Annotated in this window: 1 protein-coding gene; it reads left to right on the top strand. The window is 67.6% G+C overall.

Going from position 1 to position 1,542, the window contains the following annotated elements; translation table 11 throughout:
- Nucleotides 1–120: 120 nt before the first annotated feature.
- A protein-coding gene (locus ACT3T5_RS19525; protein ID WP_094067111.1) for an IS3 family transposase occupies nt 121–1,508 on the top strand; the annotation gives its coding sequence in 2 pieces (ribosomal slippage) (nt 121–463 and nt 463–1,508; 1,389 coding nt in all).
- Nucleotides 1,509–1,542 lie beyond the last annotated feature (34 nt).

Raw genomic sequence — 1,542 nt, 5'->3', positions numbered from 1 at the left:
CCCTACGGGTCAGGATGAGTTGAGGCCGGTGGTTCATAGCAAGTCCGCCAGCGTGGGGCGTGAACCAGGAGTCCAATCATCATGAGTTCGTCTTTGATCGCGGTGCGCGACGATGGTCGTATGCCCAGTCCCGGACCTCGTTCGGGGGGTCCGACCTCGCGGAGGTCGTTCTCCTCGGCGCAGAAGCTTGACCACCTGGCCGCCTACGAGGTGGCCGTCGCCAGCGGCCTGGGCGGTGCGTACCTGCGCGAGCACGGGTTGTACTCCTCGCTGGTCAGCGAGTGGCGCCGGATGCGTGACGCAGGGGTCCTCGCGGGGAAACAACCTGGGGAGAAGATCGGGCGGCTGTCGGCCGAGCAGGCGGAGATCGCCCGGTTGCGCCGTCAGCTCGACAAGGCCGAGCGGAGGTTGGTGACGACCGAGGCGGCGCTGGTGATCATGGGAAAAGCACACGATCTCTTGGACGTGCTTACCAAGAGATCGCGGGACGACTCCGAGCACACCACGCGTTGATGGCTACCTACCGTGAGCTGACCGGTGCGGGGGTCCCGACCCGGGCCGCGGCGATCCTGGTCGGGGTGTCGCGGGCGACCGCGACCCGCCGCCCCCGCACCCCGGTGGTGACCAGGGCCCGGGTGCCGGTGAACAAGCTCACCGACGCGGAACGGGCCGAGGTCCTGGCGGTCGTGAACAGCCCCAGGTTCGTGGACCTGCCCCCGATCCAGATCTACGCCCACCTGCTCGACGAGGGCGTGTATCTGGGGTCGATCTCCACGATCTACCGGGTGTTGACCGCGAACGCGCAGATCAAGGAGCGCCGCCGGTTGGCCCGCCACCCGGCCCGGACCATCCCCGAGCTCGTCGCCACCGCCCCCGGGCAGGTCTACTCGTGGGACATCACCAAGCTCGCCGGGCCCATCAAGGGCACCTACTTCGACGCCTACGTGATGATCGACATCTACTCCCGCTACATCGTCGGCGCGCACGTGCACGCGGCCGAGTCCGCCGTCCTGGCGGCCGAGATGATGAAGGAGATCTTCGGGGTCCACGGCATCCCGCAGGTCGTGCACGCCGACCGGGGCACGTCCATGACGTCCAAGACCGTCGCGGCGCTCCTGGCGGACCTGGAGGTCACCAAGTCACACAGCCGGCCCCGGGTGAGCAACGACAACCCCTACTCCGAAGCGTGGTTCAAGACGTTGAAGTTCGCGCCCGTGTTCCCCGAACGCTTCGGCTCCCTGACTGACGCCCGGTCGTTCATGGCCGACTTCGTCGCCGGCTACAACCATCACCACCACCACACCGGCATCGGACTGAACACCCCCGCTGACGTCCACTACGGCCTCGCCGCGGCGAAGGCTGGCGAGCGGGCTCTCGTCCTGGCCGCCGCCCGCGCCCGCAACCCCGAACGATTCGCCACCAACCGCGATCCGAAGATCCTGGCCATCCCACCGACGGCCTGGATCAACCAACCCGCCGACAACACCGGCATCGAGCTAGCCGCCTAACACCCACCGGCCTCAACTACCTTGACAAATTCCG

The sequence above is a fragment of the Brachybacterium sp. AOP3-A1-3 genome (assembly GCF_052378285.1).
Lineage (GTDB): Bacteria > Actinomycetota > Actinomycetes > Actinomycetales > Dermabacteraceae > Brachybacterium.
The sequence above is the reverse complement of the archived record's forward strand: the minus strand, read 5'-3'. Positions and strand labels throughout refer to the sequence as shown.